Genomic DNA, 23,005 nt, shown 5'->3' with positions numbered 1-23,005 from the left:
GGCGACAGTGTTTCGCCGGGGCGAAGCCACACGAAATTGTCAGGCAGAATGGCGGAAACCCTTGTTGCGACTGGCGCATTTCCTGTCACCATTCCCAGTGACCATTTCAATCAGGAGTTCCCGATGAAGATCCTCGTCGTCCCCTTCGCCCTTGCGACCGCGTTCGGCACCACGGCCGCCCTGGCCGAGCCGGTGGCCTATGACTTCGATCCGTCGCACAGCCAGGTGGTGTTCGGCTATCAGCACATGGGCTTTTCGACCAGCACGGGCATCATCAACGGCGTCACCGGCAAGCTGATGCTGGACGCCGAGAACCCCGCCAACTCCAGCGTCGAGGCGACGATCCCGCTGTCGGGCCTGCGCACCGTTTCGCCCGAACTCGACAAGCACCTGTTCGGACCCGATTTCTTCAACACCGACCAGGCCAGCGCCGTCGCCACCTTCAAGTCGACCAAGGTCGAGCCCGATGACGACGACGAAGCCAAGGTCACGGGCGACCTGACGCTGAACGGCGTCACCAAATCGGTGGTCCTGGATGTCGACCTGAAGCAGATCGCCGCCCACCCGATGAGCGGCAAGGAAGTCGCCGGCTTCGACGCCGAGACCGAGATCAAGCGTTCGGAATTCAACCTGGCGAAGTTCGCCCCCGCCGTCTCGGACGAGGTCGAAATCAACATCACCGTCGAGGCGGTCAAGGCCGAATAAACCGCGCGCCCGGACCTGTCCGCGAAGGCCCCCGATCCGGGGGCCTTTTTTCATGCGCAGTTCCATGCCGCGTGACGCAGCGTCGTTTTTTGCGGCGAACGCGCCCCGTCACGCCCTTGTGAAAGATTGTTGCGCGGTGCTATGGAGTCCCGGTTGAGACGCTAACAGGGGAGGTGCCCTCGTGAAGATCGGCGCTTTGAAAGAGAGTTACGAGGGGGAGGCCCGTGTCGCGGTTACCCCATCCTCTGCGGCCCATCTGAAGAAGCTGGGTCACGAGGTCTTTGTCGAATCCGGCGCCGGGGTGCGCGCGGGCTTTTCGGATGCCGCCTATCAGGCGGCCGGCGTGACCGTCGCGCCGACCGCCGCCGCGCTGATCAATGACGTGGACGTGGTGGTCAAGGTCCGCCCGCCCGAGCTGGCCGAGATCGCCCAGATGCGGTCGCGGCCAGACCCTGATCAGCCATTTCGGCCGGCGCAGACGCGGGGACGCTGCGCGCGGCGCGACGGATCCGGGACAATGGCCCGCCGTCGCAGTTGCAGGGCTGGATCCGACGGGGAAGGGGAGGAGATCATGGCCAATATCGCGGGGATTCCCGTCTACAAGGAAATCGGCGCCACGTCGGCGCCGGCGGTGCCGCAGGACCGGGCGCCGGTGGTGATCGTCGGCGCGGGCCCCGTCGGGCTGGCGATGGCGCTGGATCTGGGCCGGCGCGGCCATGCCGTGACGGTGCTGCACCGGGATGGAGCATGTTGAAGTCCAGGGCGCCGCGTTCGCCGATCCGTTCGGGCGACACGTCTTTGCCCACCGCGACCACATGGCTATGCCGCGCCCTCGTCCCCCGAGTTCCGCGAGGCGCAGCTGGCGAAGTTCCGCGAACTCGCACCCGAGATGGACATCGTCATCACCATCCTGGGGTTGTGGCGGGCCAGGCCGCGCGCCGTATCGTCACCTCGGTCTGGGGCGGCGTTCGGCGGGCAGGACGTGCCGGTATCCGACGAGGCGCTGTTCATCCACCGCGCCTATACCCGCGCGACCGAGAACGGCGTGTTCTTCCTGAGTTGCAACCGCAGCGGCAGCCATGGCGGGCAGCGCTTCCGAGCTTCGGCCGCGCTTCTGCGACATCATCGCGACCGATCTTCGACAGGGGCTGGCAGAGCGCGGCGCCACCGTCATAGGCCCGGTGCCATCCGTCGAGAAGGCGATCGTGCTGATCCTGTCGGGGACGCATCTTGATGGCGCCATCCTGGACGTCAACCTTCAAGGAACAGCCCAAGGCGCGTCGGCCGAGGATTTCGCTGAGCTGCCGAGGTCGGGCCTTGCTCGGACGAATCCCTGTTCACGCTGCTGGTCGTGGGCGCCATCCTGAGCTGTTGGTCGGCAATGTCGCCGCGTTCGCCGGTCTCCTGGCGGATTGACAAACGTCTCCTCGGCCGTTCAGGTGAATTTCATTCATCTGGAAGAGGCGCATCGCGTGACGGATCCCCCTGCCCTTCCCCCGCTTGCCACGCTGCGCGCCTTCGAGGCCGCGGCGCGGTCGCGGCTGCGTCCTGCTGGCGGCGCTGTCGGTGCTCATCGGCGGGCGTCCTCGTCTACGGCGGCTTCCAGGTCACGAGCCGTATGCTGTGCCTTGTTGCGGAACGGAAGGAGAGCGCGATGGAAAACGGTTTAAACAAGCGGAATGTCGTCGCGGCCGTCCTTTTCATCCTCACCCTGGGCGGGATCTCGGGCCAGGTAAGCGCCAAGCGCGCGGGCCGGTACGGCAACAGTGCCATGGCCTGGCCGTCGTCGCCACGCTGATCGGGCCGGGCTATGGCAACTGGGGCATCAGCCTGCTGATGCTGGCCGTCGGCGGCGCCATCGGCTGGGTCGTGGCCAAGCGCGTGCAGATGACGGAAATGCCGCAGCTGGTCGCCGCCATGCATTCGCTGGTGGGCCTGGCCGCCGTGCTGATCGGCTTCAACGCCCAGTTCGAACTGTCGCGGGTGCTGCGCGCCCGCGCGCTGGACGCCGAGGCCTATTTCCACGGCTTCGCCGCCGTGCTGGCCCACAAGACCCCGGCCGAGATCGCCATGCTGAAGGTCGAGGTCGCGCTGGGGATCTTCATCGGCGCCGTGACCTTCACCGGCTCGATCGTGGCCTTCGGCAAGCTCGCCGGCAAGATCGACGGCAAGCCGAAGAAGCTGCCGGGCGGGCACATGCTGAACGCGGGCGCGGCGGCCCTGTCGCTGCTGGCCGCCTTCCTGCTGATGTCCATCGCCGTCACGGTGATCGGCGGCTCGTCCATCGCGGGGGGGAATTCCAACGTGCCCGGCATCTGGGCGGGCGCGCTGTTCATGTATCTGATCGTCTCGATGCTGAACTCCTACGGGCTGGGGGCCGGGGTGCGGCTGCTGTCGACGGGGATCATCATCATCGCCATCGTCGCCGTGGCCAGCGGCAGAAAGGGCTGAACCCATGTCCATCTATGACCGGCGCGACCCGCGCTTTCGGCGCGTGATCCTGGCGACTTGAGGCAGACGCCGGCCCCGCGATGGTGAATGTGCCGTAGCCTCGGCCCGCAAGAGCAATCCGGACGATATCCTGCGCTGCGACTTCATCATCGTGCCGGGCATCGCATGGCGGTCGCCGATGCCCAGCAGAAACAGGAAAACCAGATCAAGGCCGTGCGCGGCTTCATCGCGCAGGGGGTCGACGCCATCCTGATCGCCCCGGTCGTCGCCACCGGATGGGAGGACGTGCTGGCCGAGGCCAAGGACGCCGAAATCCCCGTCGTCCTGCATGGACGAGATCAAGCGCATCGCCGACCGCATCACCGTCATGCGCGACGGCGCCCATGTCGGCACCGTCGAGGCGGCGGACACCCCCATGGCGCGGCATGCCGGTGCTGGAGGTCTGGAAGGCCAAGCAGGTGTTCGTCAGCAAGCGCGGCCAGGGCACCGGCTATTCCGGGATCGAGAACCCGCTGTTCTACAAGGAAAACACCCGCATGTTCTATGGCGACGCCAAGAAGTCGCTGGATGCGCTGCTGCCCATGATCGAGTGACGGCGGGGCCGGGGGAGCACCCCGGCCTTGTCGCTTGCGGCGGCCGGTGCCTCCGGCGGGGGTATTTGGAAAACGGTGAAAGCGCGGGGATCCGTTCCCCTGCAACGATTAAGGCGGGCCCCGCGGGGCCCGCCTTTACCTTGTCGCCGATGTGTGGTGGTCAAAGAGCCTGGAGCATGGATTTGATGACATCGGCGGGCAGGGCCGGGTGCAGCGCCAGCTTGCGCGTGCGTCGTCCCCGGCGGGGGATCAGCAGGGCGCAGCGGGTCGCTACGGCCTGCGAACGTTCGGTCGCGCTGTCGACGATGGCGCCGGCACGCCAGCGCGACTTGGGACCGAAACGCATCACGGATTCGATGTGCCCCGGAACATAGCCCTGGGTCTCGACCGAATCGATCAGGTCTTCATGGATGACTGGGGGCAAGTACATGGCTCTCAGTGCGCATTCTCCGATTTGTCCTATTAGGTAATGCGCGCCTAGGGTTCGCGCCATCTGCCCTTTTGAACAGGTCGGGCAGGGGGCGGACGGAAAAGGGCCGCGTCCTTTCGGCGCGGCCCGGGTCGTGCAGGCAAGGGGGAGGGGCGGTCAGGGCGCGATCAGGATCGGGGTTCCGTCGCGCACCATGGCATAGATGTCCTCGACCTCGTCGTCGGTGACGGCGATGCAGCCCACGGTCCAGTCGCGGCGCTGCTGGGCCAGCACCCGCCCCTCGGGGCCCTGACCATGGATGAAGATGTCGCTGCCCGCGCTTTGGCCCAGGGCGGCGGCGCGCGCCGTGTCGGCGGCATTGGGATAGGACACGCCCAGCGACAGATGATAGCGGCTGTTCGGGTTGCGCCGGTCGATATAGTAAAGCCCCTCGGGTGTGCGGCCATCGCCCTCGAACTGCTTGTGCCCGGTCGGGAAGGTGCCCAGGCCCACGTCATAGACCTTCAGCGCGCGATTCCCGCTGAGCAGATACATCTTGCGGTCGTGCTTGCTGACCACGACCTGCGTCACGGGCGGGCCGTTGTAGGTCTTGAACTTGCTGGGGCCGCAGGCGGCAAGGGCCGCGACCAGCCCCACGACGATCATTCTGGCAAGCCAGCGTCCCATAATCCTCTGCCCCCGGGTTCCGTGCTTTTTGCGCCATTCTGCCCGCAGCACGCCCCGCGGGCAATGTCGCGGCGTTCACGAAATCCTGAACCGCGATGGCGCCCCACCCAAATGCCGGCTTGCCGGGCGCACGCGGCCTGCTAATCATGCGCTCATGAAGGACGACATCGACCACCCCCTGCGCTATGAACTGGTGCACGAACTGCACGCCCGGCCCTCGCCCCGGCTGGAGGCGCCCTGCACGGCCGTGTTCCTGGCGGTCAAGGAACCGAACGACGCGGCCAACCGCGACCGGCTGCGCGATGTCGAGCACCTGGCCGAGCTTTGCGCCCGGAACGGCGCGCCCCGGCCGGACCCGCAGGCGGGCCATTACGCCGCGCGCCTGGGCCGCTGCAAGCTGCGCTGGGAAAGCCACACCGAATTCGTGACCTATGCCGCCTTTTCGCGCGGACTGCCGCCCCGGGCCTTCGACCCGGCGGTTGGCGAGGTCTTTCCCGCCGACTGGCAGGCCCGCGCCCCGGGCAAGCGGCTGGCGGCGGTGATGATCCACGTCGACCACCTGCCCGACGATCCGCGCGCGATCCTGCCCCGGCTCGAGGAATGGTTCGCGGCTGACAGCCTGGCCTCGGTCTGGGTGCTGGACCAGTCGGCGGTGGTCGCGGGCGATTTCCGCATCGACCCGGCGGGCTGGATGCGCTTTGCGGTCTTTGTCCGGCCCGGCACCGGCAGCGGCCGGATCGGGCGTATCGTGCAGCGGCTGCTGGACCTGGAAACCTACCGCGCCATGTCCATGCTGGGCCTGGGACGGGCGCGCGACCTGACCCATCAGCTGAACGCGCTGGACCCTCTGCTGAGCGACATCGTCCAGGGCATGGCCGAGGACGACCGCCCGGCCGAGGCGGTGCTGCACGACCTGCTGTCGGTCTCGGCCCGGCTGGAAAGCGCGGCGGCCCGGCACAATTTCCGTTTCGGCGCCACCGCCGCCTACGAGGCGATCGTGATGGACCGCGTCGCCTCGCTGCGCGAGACGCGCTTCCTGGGCGGGCAGATGCTGACCGAATTCATGGCCCGGCGCTATCATCCCGCCATGCGCACCGCGAAGTCGGCCGAAAAGCGGCTGGTCACCATGCTGGACCGGGCCGAGCGCGCCGGCGAATTGCTGCGCACCCGCGTCGATGTCTGGCGCGGCGCCCAGAACCAGGAGCTGATGGAGCGCATGGACCGCCGGGCCGAGTTGCAGCTGCGCCTGCAGCACACGGTCGAGGGGCTGTCGGTGGTGGCGATCAGCTATTACGCGGTGGGCCTTCTGGGCTATGCGCTTTACCCCCTGGCCCATGCGGCCGGGCTGGACAAGGCGGTGATGGTCGCCGCGCTGACCCCCCTGGTCGTGATCGGCGTCTGGCTGGCCATGCGCCGCATCAAGGCCGGGCTGCACCTGGCCCACTGACCGGGGCCGCTGGAAAGGAAGGACGCATGACGAAGACGTTGCAGATGCTGGGGCTCGGGCATTGCTCGACCTGCTACAAGGCGATGGCCGCATTGCAGGAGGCGGGCTGGACCGTGGCCTTTCGCGACGTCGCGAAAGAGCCGCTCTCGGCCGCCGAATGGACCGGCATGATCGCCGAGTTCGGCGACAAGCTGGTGAACCGCGCCAGCCTGACCTGGCGGGGCATGTCCGAGGCCGAGCGCGCGGCCGCCCCCCTCGACATGCTCATGGCCAAGCCCTCGCTGATGAAGCGCCCCGCCATCGTGCAGGGCGACAATCGCCTGCTGGGCTGGACGGCCAACGTCAAGCGCGCCCTCGGTGTGCCCGCCTGAGGCTGGTTCCGGGCGGCGGGTGCCGCAGGCCGCGGGGTGGGCATGGCCGGTTGCGCCCGGCACGCCTGGCCAAGGCGCGCGTCGACGTCGGGCGGCAAGACTTTCGGAAGGGCCGGCGCCGCCGAGCGAACGGCACTGGTGCGACGCGGGCTTCACCGAAAAAACTCAGGCCAGGGCAATGGTCCAGCCGGTCCAAACGCCAACTGCCACATCGAGGCCCGCCAGAGCCACCGCACTGCCCAGCCGGCGACAATCCCTCATGCTCCGGCAGCACCGGCCACGGAGCTGCCTTGGGCGGTCCCAAGGTATCGCCGACCAAGGCCTTGGCAGTGCAGGCTGCGGCTTGCGACACCCGCGACCACGCGCGCGATCTGCCCGCCTGTCAGCACGCCAGCCTGTCAGAGCCTGAGAGCCCGCAAACCTGCAATGCGTGTCAGCCTGTAACGCCTGCAAGCCTCCATGCCCGCAACCCAGCCAAGAGCCCAGGAGCCCGCCAACCTCCAACGCCTGCCATCTCGCAACCCCGCCAGCCTGCTTGCCCGGCGAGCCCGTCCGCCAAAGCCGACCACCTCCGCTCGCCTCCGGAACGCGGGCCCAAAGACCCCCTTCGCGACCCGGGGACGCGAAGCGCAACGCATGCCACGCGGCATCGCCCCACGGCGGGGCCCCTCGGCCCGGGAACGCACGAAGCGGGACGGGGCCCGACGCACACCCCCGACACGCCGCCCAGCGCATCCGCCCCGAGCCCCAGGCGATAACCCCGCCCTTCACCGGTTCCCAATACCCCCGCCGGAGGCGACCGGCCTCAGTCAAAGGCGCGGTCGGTGATGACCGTCACATAGGCCCCCTCGGGTGCCCTGGTGATGACCGGGTCCGAGCCGCCGGACAGCAGCGTGTCCACCGTGCGCTGGTAATCCGCCGCATCCAGCACCCCGGTCGAGCCCTCGGTCAGCTTTGCCACCTCTTCGGCCATGCGCAGCTGGTGCGCCTCGGTCTGGGCGCCGGTCTCGTCGTTCTCCAGCACGATCGCCGCGGCCTCGTCGGGATGCGCCGCGGCATAGTCGAAGCCTTCATCGTGGCGCGCACGAAGCGCACCAGCGCCGTCACCTTGTCCTCGTCCTTCAGCGTGGGCTCCAGGACGTACAGCCCGTCCTCCAGCGTGGCGACGCCCTGATCCTCGTATTTGAAGGTCACCAGGTCCTCGGGCTTCAGCCCTGCGTCCAGCACCTGGCCGTATTCGTTATAGGTCATGGTGCTGATGCAGTCGGCCTGCTTCTGCAGCAGCGGATCGACGTTGAAGCCCTGCTTCAGCACCGTCACCCCCTCGGGGCCGCCGTCGGTCTTCAGCCCCAGCCGGTTCATCCAGCTGAGGAACGGGTATTCGTTGCCCGAAAACCACACGCCCAGCGTCCGTCCCCTGAAATCGGCGGGCGAGGCGATGCCGGTTTCCTTGCGGCAGGTCAGCATCATGCCCGAGCGCTTGAAGGGCTGGGCGATGTTGACGATGGGCAGCCCCTTTTCGCGCGCGGCCAGGGCGGCGGGCATCCATTCGACGACCACATCCGCGCCGCCCCCGGCCAGGACCTGCACCGGGGCAATGTCGGGACCGCCCGGCTTGATCGTCACGTCAAGCCCCTCCTTCTCGTAAAAGCCCTTGTCCTTGGCGACGTAATAGCCGCCGAACTGGGCCTGCGTGACCCATTTCAGCTGCACGGTCAGCGGCAGCGCGTCCTGCGCCTGCGCCATCCCGGCCAGCAGCGCCAGCGCCCCCGCCATCCCCAAGATCCGTTTCATGCGTCCTCTCCTGTCGTTTCGGGGTTCGCCCCCTGTTCAGCCGCGCTGCGCGGGATGCCAGAAGGTCACCCGGCGTTCGATCAGCGCGACAATGCCATAGAAGGCGGTCCCGGCCAGGGCGGCCAGCAGAATTTCGGCCCAGACCAGCGCCATGTCCAGCTGCCCCACGGCGGTCGAGATGCGAAACCCCATGCCCCGCGTCGGGCTGCCGAAGAACTCGGCCACGATGGCCCCGATCAGCGCCAGCGTGGTGGTGATCTTCAGCCCGTTGAACAGGAAGGGCATGGCGGCGGGCAGCCGCAGCTTGGCCAGCGCCTGCGCATAGCCCGCCCCCCAGGTCGCGATCTGGTCGCGCGCCAGCGCGTCGGTCGCCGCCAGCCCCGCGACCATGTTCACCAGGATCGGGAAGAACACCATGACCACCACGACGGCCGCCTTGGACTGCCAGTCGAACCCGAACCACATGACCAGGATCGGCGCGATGCCGACGATGGGCAGGGCGGCGACGAAATTCCCGATGGGCAGCAGCCCGCGCTGCAGAAACGGGCTGCGGTCGATGGCGATGGCGGTCAGCACCGCAAGGCCCGCGCCGATCAGCCAGCCCGTCAAAGCGCCACGCAGGGTGGTCTGGACGAAATCGCCCCAAAGCAGCGGCAGGTTGGCGGCAAAGGCCGCGCCGATGGCGCCGGGGGCGGGCAGGATGACGGCGGGAATGGCGAAGGTCGCGCAGGCCAGCTCCCACACGGCCAGCAGGGTCGCGCCAAAGATCAGCGGGATCGCCGCCCGGCTGAGGCCGTTGTCGTGGCGCGCGAGCCAGGCGTTCACCGCCCAGCCCGCCAGCCAGACGGCCAGCAGCGGGGCCGACCCGGGCAGCAGCAGGCCACCGGCGACCAGCACCGCCAGGGCAAGGCCCGCGACCGTCAACATGCCCGGCAGATGGCGGGATGCGCGCAGGGGCTCTGTCATCGCGCCAGCCCCATGCGATTCAGCGTGACCCGCTCGGCCACCCCGATCGCCGCGACCAGCAGGGCGGCAAGCCCCGCGGCCGCGAACAGCGCCGCCCAGATCTGGATGGTCTGGCCATAGTAGCTTCCCGACAGCAGCCGCGCCCCAAGCCCCGCCGTCGCCCCCGCCGGCAATTCGCCCACGATGGTACCGACCAGCGCCGCCGCCACCGCGACCTTGAGGCTGGCGAACAGCCAGGGCAGGGCCGAGGGCAGCCGCAGCCGCCAGAACACCTGCGCGCCCGAGGCGCTCCAGCTGTGCATCAGGTCCAGCTGCATCCGGTCGGGCGAGCGCAGGCCCCGGACCATGCCGACCAGCACCGGAAAAAAGCTCAGCCAGGCCGAGATCATGGCCTTGGGCACCAGCCCCGTGATCCCGAGGCTGGCAAAAACCACGATCACCATGGGCGCGATGGCCAGGATCGGCACGGTCTGGCTGGCGATGGCCCAGGGCATCAGCGACAGGTCCATGACCCGGCTGTGCACGATTCCCACCGCCAGCAGGACGCCGGCCAGCGCACCCGCCACGAAGCCCGCCAGAGTCGCCGACAGGGTGATCCAGCCGTGCCAGACAAGGCTGCGTTTCGAGGTGATCTTCTGCCCCGCGATTCCGTCCCACAGCCCCCGCGCCACCTGATGCGGCGCGGGCAGCACCGGACGCTCCTGCGCCATGGTCGCGGCCACCAGGTCCGGCAGCGTCAGCGTCTGGCCCGCCCGCGCCGCCTGGTCCCGCGCCCAGGGACCGTTCAGCACGACGGCGGCGCCGTACCACAGCGCCAGGATCGCCGACAGGACCGCCAGAACGGGCAGGATGCCGCGCAGGCCGCGCGCCACCGCGCCGCCCCCCGCCCATGCCGTTCCCGCCGCCCCGGTCATGTCGCCCCCCATGCTGGCCCCGGCGATTCGCCGTCCCGGACAGAGTGGCACGGGAACGGTTGACGAACGGTGTACGCCCTGTGTACGCGCGCTGCATCCTCGGGGCAGGGCGTTTCAGTCATGGCCGTGCCCCTCGCGCAGACCCTCGCGCACCTCATGGGCGATGCGGATGAATTCGGGCGTGTCGCGGATGTCCAGCGGCCTGTCGCGCGGCAGGGTGCTTTCGATGACCCGCGTGATGCGTCCGGGGCGCGGGCTCATGACCACGATTCGGGTCGACAGATAGACCGCCTCGGGGATCGAGTGGGTGACGAAGCCGATGGTCTTGCCGGTCTTTCGCCACAGCGCCAGAAGCGCCTCGTTCAGCCGGTCGCGCACGATCTCGTCCAGCGCGCCGAAGGGCTCGTCCATCAGCAGGATCTCGGCGTCGAAGGCCAGGGCGCGCGCGATGCTGGCGCGCTGCTGCATGCCCCCCGACAGCTGCCAGGGATATTTGCCGGCAAAGCCCGACAGTTCGACCAACTCCAGCACCCGGGCGATCCGAGAGGCGCGCTCGGCCTTGGAAAATCCCATGACCTCAAGTGGCAGCGCGATGTTTCCAGAAATCGTGCGCCACGGATAAAGGCCGGGTGCCTGGAACACATAGCCATAGGCGCGCCGGCGCCGCGCCTCGTCCGGGGTCATGCCGTTGACGCTCAGCCGCCCGGCGGTGGGCTGTTCCAGCGCCGCCATCGCGCGCAGGAAGGTGGTCTTGCCGCAGCCCGACGGCCCGATGAAGCTGACGAAATCACCCTTGCCGATGGTCAGGGTCACGTCCTTCAGCGCGTGGACCGGGCCGTCGGCGGTCTGGAATGTCAGGCTGACGCCCCGTGCCTCGACGGCTGCCACGCGTCAGACCCCGCTGACAGGGATCGCACCGCGGGCGACGGGGCGCGGCGCGGTCAGGTCCTTCCAGGCGGAAAGCGCCCGGTTCACGGCGGGCCGAGGCTCGCGCGCGACGAATGCGCCATGCCCCTCGTGGCTGTCCACCTTGCCCTCGGTCACGGCGACGACGCCCCGGCTTAGCGTGAATCGCGGCAGGCCTTTGACAGATATGCCCTCGAACACGTTGTAATCAATAGAGGACTGCTGCGTTCCTGCGCTGATGACCTTCTCCGCCTCGGGGTCCCAGACCACCAGGTCCGCGTCGCTGCCGACCAGCACGGCGCCCTTGCGGGGATACATGTTCAGGATCTTGGCGATGTTGGTCGAGGTCACGGCGACGAATTCGTTCGGCGTCAGCCGCCCGGTCCCGACGCCCTGCGTCCACAACACCGGCATCCGGTCCTCAAGCCCCCCGGTCCCATTCGGGATCTTGGTGAAGTCCCCGATTCCATTGCGTTTCTGCTGGGTGGTGAAGGCGCAGTGGTCGGTCGCCACGCAACTCAGGCTGCCCGATTGCAGCCCGGCCCACAGGCTGTCCTGATGCCGCTTGTCGCGGAAGGGCGGCGACATCACGCGCCGCGCGGCATGGTCCCAGTCGCGGTGGAAATATTCGCTTTCGTCCAGCACCAGATGCTGGATCAGGGGCTCGCCCCAGACCCGCTTGCCCGCCGCCCGGGCGCGGCGGATCGCCTCGTGGCTGTCTTCGCACGAGGTATGGACGACATACAGCGGCACGCCCGCCATGTCGGCGATCATGATGGCGCGGTTGGTGGCCTCGCCCTCGACCTGCGGCGGGCGGGAATAGGCATGCCCCTCGGGGCCGACATTGCCCTCGGCCAGCAGGCGCGCCGAAAGCTCGGCCACCACGTCGCCGTTCTCGGCATGGACCAGCGCCACGCCGCCCAGGTCGCCCACGCGGCGGAAACTGGCGAACATCTCGTCGTCGTTCACCATCAGCGCGCCCTTGTAGGCCATGAAGTGCTTGAAGCTGGTGATGCCGCGGCCGACCACCTCGGCCATCTCGTCGAACACCTGCTGGTCCCACCAGGTCACCGCCATGTGGAAGCTGTAGTCGCAATGCGCCCGCGCGGTCTTGTTGTCCCAGACCTTCAGCGCATCCATCAGCCCCTGGCCGGGCGAGGGCAGGGCAAAGTCCACCACCATCGTGGTGCCGCCGGCCAGGGCGGCGCGCGTGCCGCTCTCGAAATCGTCGGCCGAATAGGTGCCCATGAAGGGCATCTCCAGATGGGTGTGCGGGTCGATCCCGCCGGGCATCACATAGCAGCCGCTGGCGTCCAGAACCCGGTCGCCCGCCAGCCCCTCGCCGATGGCGGCGATGCGCCCGTCCTCGACCAGAACGTCGGCCTTGTAGGTCAGATCCGCCGTGACCACCGTGCCGCCCCTGATGACCGTGCTGCCCATCGCTCGCTCCTTCCTTGCTGTCCAAACATTCCGGCGCCCCTTGGGCAGGCTGCCGGCCTTTCAGGCGACGATCTCGGCCGTCTCCAGCACCGCGTGCAGCAGCACGTCGGCCCCGGCCGAGGCCCATTCGGGGCTGATCTCCTCGGCCTCGTTGTGCGACAGTCCGTCGACGCACGGGCACATGATCATCACCGTCGGCGCGACCTTGTTGATCCAGCAGGCGTCATGGCCCGCGCCCGAGACGATGTCGCGGTGGCTATAGCCCAGCCGCCCGGCGGCGTTTCGCACCCGCTCGACCAGGGCGGGGTCGAAGGCGGGGGGATCGAACTGGCCCACGATCTGGCTGTCGAAGGAACATCCCAGCGCCTCGCAAAGCGCCGGGGCGCGGGCCTGGAACTCCTCGACCATGGCCAGCAGGACGGGCAACAGGTGGCTGCGGAAATCGACCGTGAAAACAACCTTTTCTGGGATGATGTTGCGGCTGTTCGGATAGACGTCGATGTGGCCGATGGCGCCGACGGCATCGGGCTGGTGCTTCATTGCGATCTCGTGGACCAGTTCGGTCAGCTGCGCGAGGCCGCGCCCGGCATTGCGGCGCATCGCCATGGGGGTCGATCCGGTATGCTGCCCCTTGCCGGTCACCGTGCATTCGATCCAGCGCAAGCCCTGGCCATGCGTGACCACGCCGATCTGCACCCCCTCGGCCTCCAGGATCGGGCCCTGCTCGATGTGATATTCGAACATCGCATGGATCCTGCGGTCGCCGGGCACCTCGTCGCCCTTCCAGCCGATCCGCTCCAGCTCCTCTCCGAAGCTGCGGCCCTTGGCATCCTTGCGCGAATAGGCGTGATCCTGGTCGATGACGCCCGCGAACACGCCCGAGGCCAGCATGGCCGGGGCAAAGCGCGTGCCCTCCTCGTTCGTCCAGTTCGTCACCACGATGGGCCGGCGCGTGCGCAGCCCCAGGTCGCGGATGCTGCGCACGACTTCCAGCCCGGCCAGCACCCCCAGCACGCCGTCGTATTTCCCGCCGGTGGGCTGGGTGTCCAGGTGGCTGCCGATATAGACGGGGTCCAGGTCCGGGTCTTCGCCCTCGTGGCGAAAGAACATGTTGCCCATCTGGTCCACGGTCATGACCATGCCGGCCTCCTCGGCCCAGGACCGGAACAGGCGCCGCGCCTCGGCGTCCTCGTCGGTCAGGGCCTGGCGGTTGTTGCCGCCGGCGATGCCGGGACCGATCTTCGCCATCTCCATCAGGCTGTCCCACAGCCGGTCGCCATCGACCTTGATATTGGCGGCGGGCGCTGCCGATTCCGCCAGGGTGGCATCCGTCATTTCCTGCATCCTTCCTGTCTGGCCGCCGCCTCTTGCCGGGCGGTCGGCGGGATGGTCCGCAAATATTGACCAGTTGGTCAGGATCAGGCTAGCACGGGGCAGGGGCCAGTCAAGCGCCCCGATCGACCGCCCGCCCCGCGCCACGCGCGCCTTGCCGGAAATGCCATGAACCAGCCGACGCGACCCCGCAGCCGGATCCAGGAAAAGAACCGGCAGGCGATCCTGGCCGCGGCGCTGCAGGAATTTTCGGCACAGGGCTTCGCCGGCACGACCATCGACCGCATCGCCGAGACGGCGGGCCTTTCCAAGCCCAATGTCCTCTATTACTTCCCGTCGAAAGAGGCGATTCACAGCACCCTTCTCGACCAGCTCCTGGACCTCTGGCTGGCGCCCTTGCGCGAATTGCAGGCACAGGGCGACCCGGTCGAACAGCTGCTTGCCTACGCAAAGCGCAAGTTGCAGATGTCGCGCGACTATCCCCAGGAAAGCCGGCTTTTCGCCAACGAGGTCCTGCAGGGCGCCCCCCGGCTGGGGCCGATGCTGGGCGGGGCGCTGCGCGACCTGGTCGACGAAAAATCCGCGCTCATCGCCCGCTGGTCGGCCGAAGGACGCATCGCCGCGCTCGACCCGCGCCACCTGCTGTTCTCGATCTGGGCGCTGACCCAGCATTACGCTGATTTCGAGGTGCAGGTCCGCGCCGTCCTGGGCCAGGGCCACGACCCCTATGCCGAGGCGCAGGCCTTCCTGGACCAGCTATATCGCAAGCTGTTGGCCCCTTGAGGCGGGACCGGCGAGCGTTTCTTTCTTAAAAAAATATCCCGGGGGAACGCCTCCTGCCCCCCATCGAGGGGGGCGGGGGGCGTGGGGGCCGCGCCCCCGGCCAGCCCGTCAGCTGCGCGAATAGACATCCTCGTAGCGCACGATGTCGTCCTCGCCCAGATAGGACCCGGTCTGCACCTCGATCAGCACCATCGGCACCTTGCCCGGGTTCTCCATCCGGTGCACCGCGCCGAGCGGCACATAGATCGACTGGTTTTCCGTCACCAGCGTGACTGTGTCGTCCACCGTGACCCGCGCCGTCCCCGACACCACGATCCAGTGCTCGGATCGGTGGAAATGCGATTGCAGCGACAGCGCCGCGCCGGGGTTCACCACGATCCGCTTGACCTGGAAGCGGTCGGCCAGGGCCAGGGTTTCATACCAGCCCCAGGGGCGGTGGTCGCGCAGGAAGGTCTCGGCCTGCCGCGCGCCCTTGGACTTCAGCGCCGAGACCGCCTTGCGGACGTCCTGCGCCCGGTCCATCCCTGCGACCAGGACGGCGTCCTTGGTGGATACCACCATCACGTCCTTCAGCCCGATGCCCACGACCTCGATCCCCTCGTCCTGCGAGCGCAGCAGCACGTTGTCGCAGTCGATGGCGGTCGAGCGGTCGTCCACCACGGCGCCGCGTTCGGGCGCTGTCGCGGCCTGCGTCTCGCGCCAGACCGCATCCCAGCCGCCCAGGTCCGACCAGTGGCCCGAATAGCGCACGACCGACAGGTTCGCGGCCTTTTCCAGCACCGCATAGTCGATCGACAGGTCGGGCAGCCGGTCCCAGGGCTCGGGCGCAAGGCGCAGAAACCCCAGATCCTTCTGCGCCTCGTCCAGCGCGGTCTGCACGGGCTCGAGGTAGTCCGGCGCATGGGCACGAAACGCCTCGATCATGGTGCGCGCGGTGAACAGGAAGATGCCCGCGTTCCACAGGTAGTTGCCGTCCGCAATCATGGCGCGGGCGGTGTCGGCGTCGGGCTTTTCGACGATGCCTACCAGAACGCGGGCATCCGAATTATGCTCAGCCTTGGCCATAGCCGGTCTCCTCTGTGGTGTGGTTCGCAAAACCACCATAGAGACCCGAGACCCGGTCTATGGCCCCGCTCGACCGCGCGCCCGAAGGCCTCCGCATCGGGCACGACATGGTCCGAGGGCGCGACCAGAAGCAGCGCGTCGGGGTTCTTCTCCGCCGCCATCAGCGCCGCGGCCAGGATCGCGCGGGCGGTGTTGCGGCCCGCCGGCTCGATCAGGTGCGGCGGGCTTGATGCCGATGCCGGCCATCTGCTCGGCCACGACAAAGCGGAAATCGGCGTTGGTCATGACGATGGGCGCGGCGTAGCGCGCCCCCGACAGCCGCTTGGCCGAGGCCTGGAACAGCGTCTCGTCGCCGACCAGCGGCGCGAACTGCTTGGGAAAGCTCTTGCGCGACACCGGCCATAGCCGCGTGCCCGATCCGCCAGCCAGAAGAACAGGGGTTATCACCATGCCTCACTCCATCCGCGCGGGCGTTCCTGCCCCTTGCTTCCCGTTATCAGTGCAAGGCGCCTGCCTTGCAAGCCGCCGATACCATGCCGGGGCGGCGCCGGTAAACCGGACCATTCAATAGCCGCGCGTTCTGTCGACCAGATGCAGCAGGGGCGCGCCCGCCATGGCCCGGCGCAGGTTCTCGGCGGCGACGGGGGCGGCGGTGGCGGGCCGCGTCTCGGCCGCGACATGGGGGGTGACGATCACGCGCGGGTGGGCCCAGAACGGATGGCCGGGCGGCAGGGGTTCGTGCCGGAACACGTCCAGCACGGCGTGGCGGCCGCCGTCCTCGAGCGCGGGGATCAGCGCCTCCTCGTCGATCAGCGTGCCGCGGCCGGCGTTGACGATCCGGCGCCGCGCGGCAGCAGAGCAGGGTTTCGGCATCGAGCAGGTCGCGGGTCTGGGCGGTGTCGGGCAGCAGGCAGACCAGGATCTCGGCCCGCTGCAACGCGCGGGGCAGGTCGGGGCCGGCCAGGACCTCGATCCCCTCGACCGGGCGGCCCGAGAGCGACCAGCCGGTGACGTCGAAACCGAGGCCCGCCAGCCCCAGCGCCACGGTGCGGCCAAGCTCGCCAAGGCCCAGCACCGTGACACGGCGCGCCGAGGCCAGGGGCGGCACCAACCCGTTCCGCCAGACCCCGTCCTGGGCATAGGCGTCCATGCCCAGATGCGCCCGCATCGCCCAGCCCAGGCAATAGTCCCGCATCCCCAGCGCCAGCCCCGGATCGACCATGCGGCACAGGGGCTGGGTCAGGGTCGGGTTGGTCACGATGCGTTCGACCCCCGCCCACAGGCTTTGCACGACGCGCGCGCGGGTGAAGGGGGTAAAGTCCAGCGCACCGCCATCCTCGGGATAGCCCGGCGCATAGATCAGCGCGTCGAAGCCGGCCGGGTCGCCGTCGCGGCACAACTCGGCCTCGGGGCAGGCGGCGCGCAGGGCGGGGGCCCAGGCCTTCCAGTAATGGCCGGGCGCGGCGAACAGCACCCGCATCTTAGCGCGGCCTGTGGACATGGGCCGATTGCAGGATGCCGAATCCCATCAGCAGGATCATCAGTGAGGTCCCTCCATAGCTGACCAGCGGCAGGGGAGAGCCCTTGGCGGGCAGCATCCCCATGACCGTGGCCATGTTGATTGCGAAATACAGAAAGAACGTCCCCGCGATGCCGATGGTCATCAGGCTGGCGAAGCGGTCCTTGTTGGTCAGCGCCGAATACAGGCAGAACCCCAGGATCAGGACGTAAAGCGCCAGCAGCGACGAGGCGCCGACAAAGCCGAACTCCTCGGCCAGCGAGGTAAAGATGAAGTCGGTGTGCTTTTCGGGCAGGAAGTTCAGCCGCAATTGCGTGCCCTGCATGAAGCCGCGCCCCGACCAGCCCCCCGATCCCAGCGCGATCTGCGCCTGCATGATGTTGTAGCCGGCCCCAAGGGGGTCCGAGCCGGGGTCGAGGAAGGTGTCGATGCGCTTGAACTGATAGTCGTGCAGCAACTGCCAGTCGGTGCCGCGGCTTTCCATCACCGCCGTCACCAGGCCCACCACGATGGCGATGACGGCGGCGAAATACCACAGGCTGACGCCGGCCGCGAACATGACGATGCCGCCGCCCGCGATCAGCATGACCGAGGTGCCCAGGTCCGGCTGCATCAGGACCAGCGCGGTCGGCGCCAGGATCAGCACGACCGGGATCAGCACCCACAAGGGACGCGAGACCTTTTCGACCGGCAGCCAGTCGTAATAGGCGGCCAGCGTCATGACGAAGGCGATCTTGGTCAGCTCGGACGGCTGGATGCGGATCGGGCCGATCACCAGCCAGCGCTGCGCGCCCATGCCGACATGGCCCATCACCTCGACCAGGACCAGCAGCAGCAGGCAGACCGCATAGAACCCGACCGAGATCGAGCGCCAGAACCAGGTGGGCACGAAGGCCAGCGCGATCATGATGACCATGCCGGCGGCGAACCGCTCCATCTGCGGCATGGCCCAGCGGTCGATATCCCCGCCCGACACCGAATACAGCATCAGGAATCCGATGCAGCTGACCGCCGTGACAAGAAAGACCAGCGGCCAGTTCAGATACAGGATCTTGCGCCAGCCGGTGGGCACACGCTCGACCGAATAATCCAGCTGGCTCATGTCAGGCTCGCGCGCGGGCGGTGGGGGCGGCCTGGGGCATCAGGTCCATCCTGGACCACATCTCCTGGACCTTGGCGCGGGTGCCGTCGTCGGGATAGGCGGTGATCGGGGGCAGGCCGCCCGCCAGGGCGAACAGCAGGATGTCGCGCGCGATGGGCGCCGCCACGGCCGAGCCGCCGCCGCCATGTTCCACCACGACCGAGACGGCATAGCGCGGCGCCTCGAACGGGGCGTAGCAGACGAACAGCGCGTGGTCGCGCCGGTTCCAGGGCAGCTGGTCGTTCGAGATGACCCCGCGCGCGCGCTCGGCGGCGGTGATGTTCCTGACCTGGCTGGTCCCGGTCTTGCCCGCCATGCGCCATTCGGCGGCGGCGATGCGGGCGCGTCGGGCGGTGCCCCGGTCCGAATTCATCACCGCGTCCATGCCCGCCCGCGCGGTGCGCAGGTTCAGCGGGTTCAGCCCCAGTTCGGCGAACTGCGGATCGGGCTCGGGGACGCCGTCGATGGCGCGCACCAGCCTGGGCTTGACCTCGAGCCCCGTGGCGAGCCGCGCCGTCATCACCGCCAGCTGCAGCGGCGAGGCCAGCACATAGCCCTGTCCGATCGAGGCGTTGACGGAATCGCCCACCTGCCATTCCTGGCCATAGCGCGCCTTCTTCCAGGCGCGGTCGGGGGCGATGCCTTCGGTGATGGCGGACATGGGCAGGTCGTGCTTGACCCCGATCCCCAGCCTGCGCGCCATCTCGGCAATGCGGTCGATGCCGACGCGCTGCGCGAGTTCGTAATAGAACACGTCGCAGGAATGGGCCAGGCTGCCCACCGGATCGACCGTGCCGTGCCCGCCCCGGCTCCAGCAGTGGAACCGGCGGCCGGCAAGCTGGATGTAGCCCGGGCAGAAAAACCGCGAGCCGCCGTTGATGACGCCCGATTCCAGCCCGGCCAGCAGCGTCACCATCTTGAAGGTGGATCCCGGCGGATAGGCGCCCTGCACGGTCTTGTCGGCCAGCGGGCGGTGGTCGTGGTTCATCAGCGCGCGGTAGTCCGGCCCCGAGATGCCGCGCACGAACATATTCGGGTCAAAGACCGGCGACGACGAAATCGCCACGATGTCGCCGTTCGTCACGTCGATGACCACCGCCGCCGCGCTTTCGCTGCCCAGCCGCTGGGTGGCGAAGTTCTGCAGCCGCGCGTCCAGCGTCGTCTGCACCGTCGCGCCCTGCTGCCCCTCGATCCGGGACAGCTCGCGCATCTCGCGCCCGGCGCTGTTCACCTCGACCCGGCGGGCGCCCGCCTTGCCGCGCAGCGGCTCCTCGAGCTTGGCCTCCATGCCGACCTTGCCCAGCTGGAACTCGGGCAGGCGCAGCACGGGGTCGGGGTTCTCGATCCGGGACAGGTCATAATCGGACACCGGCCCGACATAGCCCAGCACATGGGCGAAATCGCCGCTGCGCGGATAGCTGCGCGACAGCCCCGCCTCGGGCGTGACGCCGGGCAGCGAGGGGGCGTTGATCGCGATCGAGGAGAACTCCTGCCAGCGCAGCCGGTCCGCGACCAGGACCGGGGTCACGGCGCTGCGGCGGCGGATCTCCTCGAGCAGGGCGGCGGCCTGGGCGTCGGTCATCGGCACGATATGGCGCAGCCGGGCCAGCACCAGCGACACGTCGCCCGCGTCCTCGCGCGTCAGGGTGACGCGATAGTTCTGTTCGTTGCCCGCGATGACGATCCCCGTCCGGTCCAGGATCAGCCCGCGCGCGGGCGGCAGCAGCCGGATCTTGATCGAGTTCCCGTCCGACAGCATCCGGTATTCGTCCGCCCGGTCGAGCTGCATCGAGCGCAGCCGCAGCCCCAGCACACCGACCACCGCCGCCTGGATCGCGCCCAGCATCACCACCCGGCGCGAGATCGAGCGCGCGCTGTCGGCGATTTCCTTTTGCGACTTGCGCATGGTCTACCTCGTCTCGATCTCGGAGGGCGTGCGGCGCAGGCCCAGAGGCCAGGCCAGAAGGCCCGCCACGACCGGCCAGGCCGCCACTGTCGCGATATACTGCAGGACCGCCTGGCCCAGGGGCGGCAGGGGCAGGAAAAACATCGACAGGGCAAGGCGGCCCGCCAGCGCCATGATCGCCAGAAGTGCTGCGACGCGCAACCATTCAATGACAAAGGGCAGTTCGCGCCAGCGATGCTCGCGTCGCCGCGCCGCGTCCGAGCCGAGCACCACGATGGCCGCCCACAGCCCCGGCGGACGCAGCAGCAGGATGTCCTCAAGCAGGAACAGGGCGGCCACGACCAGCACGGGCACCTGATCGGGGCGGCGCAGGATCCAGGCAAGCGTCAGGCACAGCGCGATGTCGGGGCCGGGCACAGGGACGCGCCCGGGGGCCAGCGGCAGCAGGCGCAGCAGCAGGACGGCCAGGAACAGCAGGACGTAAAGCGCGGTCCCGACCAGCCGCTGATGGCGCGCCGCGTCAATCATCGGCGGGGTCCGCGGCGGGGGCGGGGGTCACGACCGGCGGCATCGGCGGGCCGATGAAATCGGCGGTCGGCGGCGGGATCAGCAGGCCCGTGTCGGCCAGCTGCTCGGGCGGGTGGCTGCGCAGCACGCGCAGGAATTCAAGCCGCCCGTAGTCGGCCGCCAGCCGCACCCGCAGCCGCCCGTCGGTCGCCATCGCCACCTGGCCCACCGGCAGGCCGGGCGGGAACACGCCGCCGTCGCCCGAACTGATGACCCGGTCGCCCGGGCGCAGGTTTTCGGGGCTTTCGATGAACTCCAGCGCGGGCAGGGCGGTGTTGTCCCCCGACAGCAACGCATGCTGCCCCGAGGGCAGGATCGTGACCGGGATCCGGCTGGAGGGATCGGTCAGCAGCATGACGCGGCTGGTCGTCTCGCCCACGCCCGAGATGCGGCCGACCAGACCCAGCCCGTCCATGGTCGCCCAGCCGTCCAGGATGCCGTCGCGCGCGCCCACGTTCAGCAGCACCGACTGGCGAAAGGCGCTGCCGCTGTCGGTCAGCACGACGCCCGAGATATAGGTCAGCGCCGGGTCGATGCGCACGTTGTTCTGCGCCAGAAGCTTGGCGTTTTCCTGTTCCAGCTGGACGGCCGCCTCTTTCCAGGCGGCCATCTTCTGCAACTCGCGGCGCAGTTCCTGGTTCTGCTCGTAAAGCCGGGCATAGGACTGAAAGCCCGCCGCCATGCGCCCCAGCCGCGTCACCGGCGCCATGACCCATTCAAAGCCCGGCACGAAGCGGTCGACCACCGCCGCGCGCATCCGTTCGGCGCGCGGGCTGTCGATCTGCCAGAACAGGAAGATGCCCAGCAGCAGCAGCACCAGCAGCGCAACCAGGATGCGCCGCACCGGAGCCGCGTAATCGGGGCCCTTGCGTGCCACGCCGCCCCCCCGATCAGCTGTCGTAGTCGATCACATGGCGCAGCTGCTTTTCGAACTCCAGCGCCTTGCCGGTGCCAAGCGCGACGCAGCTCATCGGCTGGTCGGCCAGGCTGATCATCAGCCCGGTCTGCTCGCGCAGCGCCAGGTCCAGTTCGCCCAGCATGGCGCCGCCGCCGGTCAGCATGACGCCGCGGTCCACGATGTCGGCCGCGAGGTCCGGGGGCGTCGCTTCCAGCGCGACCATCACCGCCTCGCAGATCTGCTGAACCGGCTCGGACAGGGCCTCGGCGACCATGGCCTGGGTGATCTCCATTTCCTTCGGGATGCCGTTCAGAAGGTCGCGGCCGCGCACCATGATGGTGGCGCCCCTGCCGTCGTCGGGCATGCGGGCGGTGCCGATCTGGGTCTTGACGCGCTCGGCCGTGGCCTCGCCGATCAGCAGGTTGTGGTTTCGCCGCAGATAGCTGATCAGCGCGTCGTCCATGCGGTCGCCGCCGATGCGGACCGAGCGGGCATAGACCACGTCGCCCAGCGACAGGACGGCGACCTCGGTCGTGCCGCCACCGATGTCGACGACCATGCTGCCGGTGGGCTCGGTGATGGGCATCCCCGCGCCGATGGCGGCGGCGATGGGCTCGGCGATCAGCCCGGCCTTGCGGGCGCCGGCCGACAGGACCGACTGGCGGATCGCGCGCTTTTCGACCGGGGTCGCGCCATGCGGCACGCAGACGATGACCTTGGGCTTGGAAAAGCTGGTGCGCCGGAACACCTTCTTGATGAAATGCTTGATCATTTCCTCGGCGGTATCGAAGTCGGCGATGACGCCGTCGCGCATCGGGCGGATCGCCTCGATGCTGCCGGGGGTGCGGCCAAGCATCAGCTTCGCGTCCTCGCCCACGGCCAGGACCTGCTTCTTGCCGTCCTTGACGTGGTAGGCCACGACCGAAGGCTCGTTCAGGATGATGCCCTTGCCCTTGACATAGATCAGCGTGTTCGCTGTCCCGAGGTCGATCGCGATATCGGTGGAAAACAATCCGCCCAAGGCCATCTTCTGTCCCTTCTGCCGTCCCTGCCAAGACGGCCCTGCGCTGTCGTTCATCGACAGCCATTGCCCGATTGCCCCGCGAGTCGC

General features: G+C 68.6%; 18 protein-coding genes and 5 pseudogenes. 7 read left to right on the top strand and 16 right to left on the bottom strand.

Features of this window, described 5'->3' with window-relative positions; all coding sequences use genetic code 11:
- The first annotated feature begins 123 nt into the window (after positions 1 to 123).
- Both DPM13_RS01745 and DPM13_RS01740 read left to right on the top strand, forming a co-directional pair.
- Positions 124 to 705, top strand: a complete 582-nt coding sequence (locus DPM13_RS01745) for a YceI family protein (protein WP_112887330.1) — start codon at positions 124 to 126, stop codon at positions 703 to 705.
- A 181-nt stretch (positions 706 to 886) separates the two neighbouring features.
- Positions 887 to 1,612: pseudogene (locus DPM13_RS01740) on the top strand (FAD-dependent oxidoreductase); the annotation flags it as partial.
- Here the strand turns inward: DPM13_RS01740 and DPM13_RS20360 are convergent.
- Positions 1,525 to 1,716, bottom strand: a complete 192-nt coding sequence (locus DPM13_RS20360) for a hypothetical protein (RefSeq protein WP_189654811.1) — start codon at positions 1,714 to 1,716, stop codon at positions 1,525 to 1,527. The pseudogene DPM13_RS01740 and the gene DPM13_RS20360 sit on opposite strands and share 88 nt — an antisense overlap.
- 68 nt (positions 1,717 to 1,784) lie before the next feature.
- On the opposite strand from DPM13_RS20360, the gene DPM13_RS20355 reads away from it, so the two are divergent.
- Both DPM13_RS20355 and DPM13_RS26475 read left to right on the top strand, forming a co-directional pair.
- Positions 1,785 to 2,072 (top strand): response regulator, encoded by a 288-nt coding sequence (locus DPM13_RS20355; protein WP_189654810.1) that lies wholly within the window; start codon positions 1,785 to 1,787, stop codon positions 2,070 to 2,072.
- Between the two features lie 287 nt (positions 2,073 to 2,359).
- Positions 2,360 to 3,749: pseudogene (locus DPM13_RS26475) on the top strand (NAD(P)(+) transhydrogenase (Re/Si-specific) subunit beta).
- A gap of 160 nt (positions 3,750 to 3,909) precedes the next feature.
- Here DPM13_RS26475 and DPM13_RS01715 read toward each other — a convergent pair.
- The gene (locus tag DPM13_RS01715) at positions 3,910 to 4,179 is read right to left on the bottom strand and encodes a hypothetical protein (RefSeq protein WP_028717694.1); all 270 of its coding nucleotides are present in this window, start codon (positions 4,177 to 4,179) and stop codon (positions 3,910 to 3,912) included.
- Between the two features lie 156 nt (positions 4,180 to 4,335).
- Entirely contained in the window at positions 4,336 to 4,845 is a 510-nt protein-coding gene (locus DPM13_RS01710) for a L,D-transpeptidase family protein (protein WP_028717693.1), read from the bottom strand.
- Positions 4,846 to 4,999: 154 nt separating this feature from the next.
- Between DPM13_RS01710 and DPM13_RS01705 the strand changes: the two genes are divergently transcribed.
- The gene (locus DPM13_RS01705) at positions 5,000 to 6,292 is read left to right on the top strand and encodes a DUF3422 family protein (RefSeq protein ID WP_080620567.1); all 1,293 of its coding nucleotides are present in this window, start codon (positions 5,000 to 5,002) and stop codon (positions 6,290 to 6,292) included.
- A gap of 26 nt (positions 6,293 to 6,318) precedes the next feature.
- Positions 6,319 to 6,663 carry an arsenate reductase family protein gene (locus DPM13_RS01700; protein WP_223252279.1) on the top strand — a complete coding sequence of 115 codons (345 nt, stop codon included), beginning with the start codon at positions 6,319 to 6,321 and terminating at the stop codon, positions 6,661 to 6,663.
- 805 nt (positions 6,664 to 7,468) lie between these two features.
- Here DPM13_RS01700 and DPM13_RS01695 read toward each other — a convergent pair.
- From DPM13_RS01695 to DPM13_RS01670, 6 genes and pseudogenes are all read right to left on the bottom strand, one after another.
- A pseudogene (locus tag DPM13_RS01695) lies at positions 7,469 to 8,457 on the bottom strand (ABC transporter substrate-binding protein).
- Positions 8,458 to 8,493: 36 nt separating this feature from the next.
- Complete coding sequence (locus tag DPM13_RS01690) at positions 8,494 to 9,423, bottom strand: ABC transporter permease (protein ID WP_223252278.1); 930 nt, start codon at positions 9,421 to 9,423, stop codon at positions 8,494 to 8,496.
- Complete coding sequence (locus DPM13_RS01685) at positions 9,420 to 10,283, bottom strand: ABC transporter permease (RefSeq protein ID WP_112888673.1); 864 nt, start codon at positions 10,281 to 10,283, stop codon at positions 9,420 to 9,422. The genes DPM13_RS01690 and DPM13_RS01685 overlap by 4 nt, the downstream gene beginning before the upstream one ends.
- A gap of 168 nt (positions 10,284 to 10,451) precedes the next feature.
- On the bottom strand, positions 10,452 to 11,225 hold the full coding sequence (locus tag DPM13_RS01680; RefSeq protein ID WP_112887327.1) for an ABC transporter ATP-binding protein: 774 nt from the start codon (positions 11,223 to 11,225) through the stop codon (positions 10,452 to 10,454).
- A 3-nt stretch (positions 11,226 to 11,228) separates the two neighbouring features.
- Positions 11,229 to 12,683, bottom strand: coding sequence for a dihydropyrimidinase (gene hydA / locus DPM13_RS01675; protein WP_112887326.1), 1,455 nt, complete (start codon positions 12,681 to 12,683; stop codon positions 11,229 to 11,231).
- Between the two features lie 60 nt (positions 12,684 to 12,743).
- On the bottom strand, positions 12,744 to 14,018 hold the full coding sequence (locus tag DPM13_RS01670) for a Zn-dependent hydrolase (RefSeq protein WP_112888672.1): 1,275 nt from the start codon (positions 14,016 to 14,018) through the stop codon (positions 12,744 to 12,746).
- A gap of 165 nt (positions 14,019 to 14,183) precedes the next feature.
- Here DPM13_RS01670 and DPM13_RS01665 point away from each other — a divergent pair, with 165 nt between their 5' ends.
- The gene (locus DPM13_RS01665; protein WP_112887325.1) at positions 14,184 to 14,798 is read left to right on the top strand and encodes a TetR family transcriptional regulator C-terminal domain-containing protein; all 615 of its coding nucleotides are present in this window, start codon (positions 14,184 to 14,186) and stop codon (positions 14,796 to 14,798) included.
- 108 nt (positions 14,799 to 14,906) lie between these two features.
- Here DPM13_RS01665 and DPM13_RS01660 read toward each other — a convergent pair.
- From DPM13_RS01660 to DPM13_RS01630, 7 genes and pseudogenes are all read right to left on the bottom strand, one after another.
- Positions 14,907 to 16,313 (bottom strand): annotated as a pseudogene (locus DPM13_RS01660) (mannose-1-phosphate guanylyltransferase/mannose-6-phosphate isomerase).
- Positions 16,314 to 16,427: 114 nt separating this feature from the next.
- A pseudogene (locus DPM13_RS26470) lies at positions 16,428 to 17,343 on the bottom strand (2-hydroxyacid dehydrogenase).
- Between the two features lies 1 nt (position 17,344).
- Positions 17,345 to 18,484, bottom strand: a complete 1,140-nt coding sequence (rodA, locus tag DPM13_RS01650) for a rod shape-determining protein RodA (protein ID WP_112887324.1) — start codon at positions 18,482 to 18,484, stop codon at positions 17,345 to 17,347.
- Between the two features lies 1 nt (position 18,485).
- Positions 18,486 to 20,429: a penicillin-binding protein 2 gene (gene mrdA / locus DPM13_RS01645; protein ID WP_112887323.1), complete on the bottom strand. Its 1,944-nt coding sequence runs from the start codon at positions 20,427 to 20,429 to the stop codon at positions 18,486 to 18,488.
- 3 nt (positions 20,430 to 20,432) lie between these two features.
- Entirely contained in the window at positions 20,433 to 20,957 is a 525-nt protein-coding gene (locus DPM13_RS01640) for a rod shape-determining protein MreD (protein WP_112887322.1), read from the bottom strand.
- On the bottom strand, positions 20,950 to 21,873 hold the full coding sequence (gene mreC, locus DPM13_RS01635) for a rod shape-determining protein MreC (protein ID WP_112887321.1): 924 nt from the start codon (positions 21,871 to 21,873) through the stop codon (positions 20,950 to 20,952). The genes DPM13_RS01640 and mreC overlap by 8 nt, the downstream gene beginning before the upstream one ends.
- A 13-nt stretch (positions 21,874 to 21,886) precedes the next feature.
- A complete protein-coding gene (locus DPM13_RS01630; RefSeq protein ID WP_112887320.1) occupies positions 21,887 to 22,921 on the bottom strand; it encodes a rod shape-determining protein in 1,035 nt (344 codons plus the stop codon).
- Positions 22,922 to 23,005 lie beyond the last annotated feature (84 nt).

It is taken from the genome of Paracoccus mutanolyticus, assembly GCF_003285265.1.
Classification (GTDB): domain Bacteria; phylum Pseudomonadota; class Alphaproteobacteria; order Rhodobacterales; family Rhodobacteraceae; genus Paracoccus; species Paracoccus yeei.
Note: the sequence above shows the minus strand (reverse complement) of the source record. Positions and strands in the feature narration are given on the sequence as shown.